This is a genomic window from Phormidium pseudopriestleyi FRX01, assembly GCF_017313335.1.
Classification (GTDB): Bacteria; Cyanobacteriota; Cyanobacteriia; order Cyanobacteriales; family Laspinemataceae; genus Laspinema; species Laspinema pseudopriestleyi.
Map to the genome: position 1 here is coordinate 1 of NZ_JAFLQW010000585.1, position 3752 is coordinate 3752.

Genomic DNA, 3752 nt, shown 5'->3' on the forward strand with positions numbered 1-3752 from the left:
ATCTTTTTGTTCTGGTGACGGAGGCTATCATAAAGACTAGCTAAAAACAATGTAGATGGTGACACTCTCCATAATTTTTGCGACTTCGGCAATCCTAAACTTGCTCATAACCTTATAATAGCATGAAAAATGAGTAAGTTTAAACAGCTTTAGTCAGAAATTTAAACTCTGTCTCCAGCCCTGAGTTTATCGAAAAGCCTGACGTTCCAACAGCCACGCAGTATAATCAAGTCGCAGCAAGGTTAAGTTTTGTAAAGTTAAAAGCTGAATATTTTATCATGGACATTCAAAAAAGTCAAGATATAAAACCAGCTAGGACCGGGCGATCGGCCCTAGGGGGTCGAAAGATTGCTAAACGGATTGGGCAATGGATGGCGATCGCGGCGCTTCAGGTGTTGAGCCTCCAAGCCAGTTCCGTTCCGGCTGCGATCGCCCAGATTCCACCGGAACAGTCTAACCCCGAGGCTTCCACCGAATCTGAACCGATAGACTCTGCCGCAGACTCACCGAGTCCCTCGTCTGCAACAGCAGCCCCCTTGTCCCTGTCCCCGAACAACTGGCTATCCGATGACTGGTTTACCCCATATCTGAATCGTCCCGTTCGCCTCGATGGACGGTCCCTATTTCCCGTGTCTCCCATCGAACTGGAGGAGGGGTCTCGGGTAGAGGCGATCGAGCGACAACTCCAGCACTTGCTGGAGGGCGTAAAAACCGAACTACAGCAAAATCGGCAGAGTCAGAACTCTGACGGAACCTATTCATCCGACGAGATTACCACCTTCATCAATCAAAATCTGCGACTTTACAACAATCCCCTAGGCGGTTTACCCGTCATTTATGCCCGGTGGGGGACAGCCTCCACCCAACAACAAATTAGACTTTTAACGGTAACTGCGTTAGATGTCGAACGCTTAGGGATGCCTCCGGAAATGGTGGCCGAGCGCTGGCAACAACAGATTCGCCAGGGACTCTTGCGCGCCTTATTAGAGCGTCAACCAGACTATCTCGAACAACAGGTCGTCTGGGCAGTCTCCATCGCCTTAGCAATGGTACTCTCTAGTTTGAGCCTGTTTTACTACCAGAAACAGTTTAAACGCAAGCGGGAGCAAATCCTAGCCACTCCTTATCCTCTACCCCAGGAGAGTACCTCAGTTCCTCCAAGGGAAATCCATCACCCCGACGAATCTGTTCCCGTCGCCGAATCTGAATCTATTGAAATGCAGCAACAAACCAAATCTATGGGGGAGTTGCAGTACAAGATGAAACAGCAGCAACAGCTCAATGTCAACGATATCCAGCAACGATTGGCGCAATTTGGGCAAGTCGTGATTTGGGGAGGCGGGACCTACAGCATTTTGGGATTGTTTTCCTGGAGTCGAGGCGTCCAAGTTATACTGCTGTCGTTACTTCCGGTTCCTTTGCGGCTGTTCGGGGTGGTGTTGAGTACCTTTGTTGGGGTTCGTCTGAGTGCGATCGCCATTGATCGGTTCTTTAGCGTCTTGCAAGAGGGTAAATTAGTAGACTTGAATGCATCTCGACGTTTGGCCCTCCGGTTTTCCACTTTTTCCGGAGTGTTTAAAAGTCTGACGGCAGGAGGTTGCGTGAGTATCGGCATTCTCATGACTCTATCGGTAATTGGCCTTGATATTGCACCTATTCTAGCCGGGGCTGGGATTATTGGGTTGGGGATTTCCTTGGCCTCTCAAAGTCTGATTAAAGACACGATCAATGGATTTTTGATTTTGTTTGAAGACCAATATGCGATCGGGGATGTAATTTTGGTAGAGGATGTAGGCGGACTCGTGGAAAATATGAATCTCCGCATTACTCAACTTCGCAATGGGGAAGGACAGTTAATTACAATTCCCAATAGTGCGATTTCCATTGTCCGCAATCTCTCAAAAGAGTGGGCGCGAGTGGATCTCACGATCACAGTCGCCTATCAGAATAATGTAGACCGCGTGTTGCAAGTGCTGCAAGAATTATCCTTAGAGATTTATAGTGAATCCGAATGGGAGGAAAAAATGATTGCTCCCCCGGAAGTATTGGGAATCGACGAGATCGGACACTCGGGAATTTTAATTCGGATTTGGATTAAAACCAGACCCCTCCAACATTGGAGTGTGGGGCGAGAGTTTCGCCGTCGGATGAAGATCCGGTTGGATCAACAGGGAATTGCGATCGGTGTACCTCAACAATCCGTGGTGTTTCAGAGTTCATTGGAACTGTTGAAACAGGCGCGTAATACCAACGGCGATCGCTCCCCTAAAATGCTGAGGGGAAATTCTGATAGTGCTTCACCCTAATCCGAAATCGGTTTCTAGTGTTGGGGTACAGTAAGGGTTCTCCACCGGATTTCTGAAGAAAAATGCTGGGGATTAGAAACCTAGCCCTGTCAAGGTGGTAAATTTAATGACGAAAAATCGTTGTTTCATGTAGTCTCCAAACCCTCTGATCTGATGTAGGGGTTTGGTCTCCAAACCCTCTTGAGGCTCTATCTACACAAATCCCCCACCTGTTTAAGGTTGGGGATTTTTCAGACCTAATATCAACCCAATTTAGGATGACGGGGCTTACTTACGCTGTTGATTTAAGTATTCAATCAGGTCATCAGACCCCCCAATATGCTTACCGTTGATGTAAACTTGTGGAACAGTTGTTGCTCCAGAAATAGCGCGTAAAGAACGGGTGGTAATATCGTCATTTAAGACAATTTCTTCATACTCAAACCCATGTTCTTTTAGAGCCGCTTTAGCGCGAGCACAATAGGGACAACCTTCTTTGGTCAACAGAGAAACACATTCGGGTTTCTTCGCTTCCGGGTTGATATACTTGAGCATTGTCTCTGCATCAGAGACTTCAAAGGGGTCGCCATCCACCTCGGGTTCGATAAACATTTTTTCGATAGTTTTATCTTTGACTAACATGGAGTAGCGCCAGGAACGCTGACCAAATCCGAGGTCTTCTTTGTTGACCAGCATTCCCATTTTTTCGGTGAATTCGCCATTTCCATCAGGAATGAAGGTGATATTATCTGCTTTTTGTTCTTTTTTCCATTCATTCATCACAAATGGGTCATTGACGGAAATACAGATAATGTCATCAACGCCATTGGATTTAAAAGTTGGGGCTAATTCATTGTAGCCCGGAACGTGACTAGAGGAACAAGTGGGGGTAAATGCGCCGGGTAGGGAAAAGACGATGACAGTTTTCCCGGCAAATAGCTCATTGGTGGTGACTGTTACCCAGTCTGCATTCTGACGGGTTTTTAAGGTAATATCAGGAACGGTTTGCCCTTCACGATTTTGTAACATGATAGATTCTCCCAGTTGTTGAGTTAGTTGATGGATGCCAGAATTTAGGGTTAATTCAGACCACAAAATCCCTTGTTTTTTCTTGGGCTAGAGTAGATAAAACCCCAGCCAACGGCGATCGGCTTTCGTTTCTATCAGGGTGAAACAGAAAGCGGGGGATTTGGTGCTTCACTATTGTAACGAATCTCAGGAACTGTTCGAGTATCTGGCAAAGTTGCGGGGATCTGTGGCTGAAGGCGATCGCTTTATGTCTCACGCTCGTTGACAAAAAGTAACATTGAGGGTAAAAGAGCCTTAGTGATTGACACTCCCACGTCTAAAGAGCGTGGGATTCTTTAAGAGTCCAGAATCTGAACCTTAAGGGCGTAGTCAATGCGCCCCTACCAACTCCATCAAGATTCAATCCCAATGTTGTCGCTACTTTTCAGCAGATTGTTG

The 3752-nt window shown here is 46.7% G+C and carries 2 protein-coding genes; one reads left to right on the top strand and one right to left on the bottom strand.

What is annotated here, in order from left to right; translation table 11 throughout:
• The first annotated feature begins 278 nt into the window (after positions 1–278).
• A complete protein-coding gene (locus J0895_RS22375; RefSeq protein WP_207090204.1) occupies positions 279–2306 on the top strand; it encodes a mechanosensitive ion channel family protein in 2028 nt (675 codons plus the stop codon).
• Positions 2307–2573: 267 nt separating this feature from the next.
• On the opposite strand, the gene J0895_RS22380 is transcribed toward J0895_RS22375, so the two are convergent.
• A complete protein-coding gene (locus J0895_RS22380; RefSeq protein ID WP_207090205.1) occupies positions 2574–3314 on the bottom strand; it encodes a glutathione peroxidase in 741 nt (246 codons plus the stop codon).
• Positions 3315–3752 lie beyond the last annotated feature (438 nt).

Excerpts from the sequence above, each read along its gene's own strand:
- J0895_RS22380 (WP_207090205.1), bottom strand. The coding sequence starts at position 3,314 with ATGTTACAAAATCGTGAAGGGCAAACCGTTCCTGATATTACCTTAAAA.
- J0895_RS22375 (WP_207090204.1), top strand. The coding sequence starts at position 279 with ATGGACATTCAAAAAAGTCAAGATATAAAACCAGCTAGGACCGGGCGA.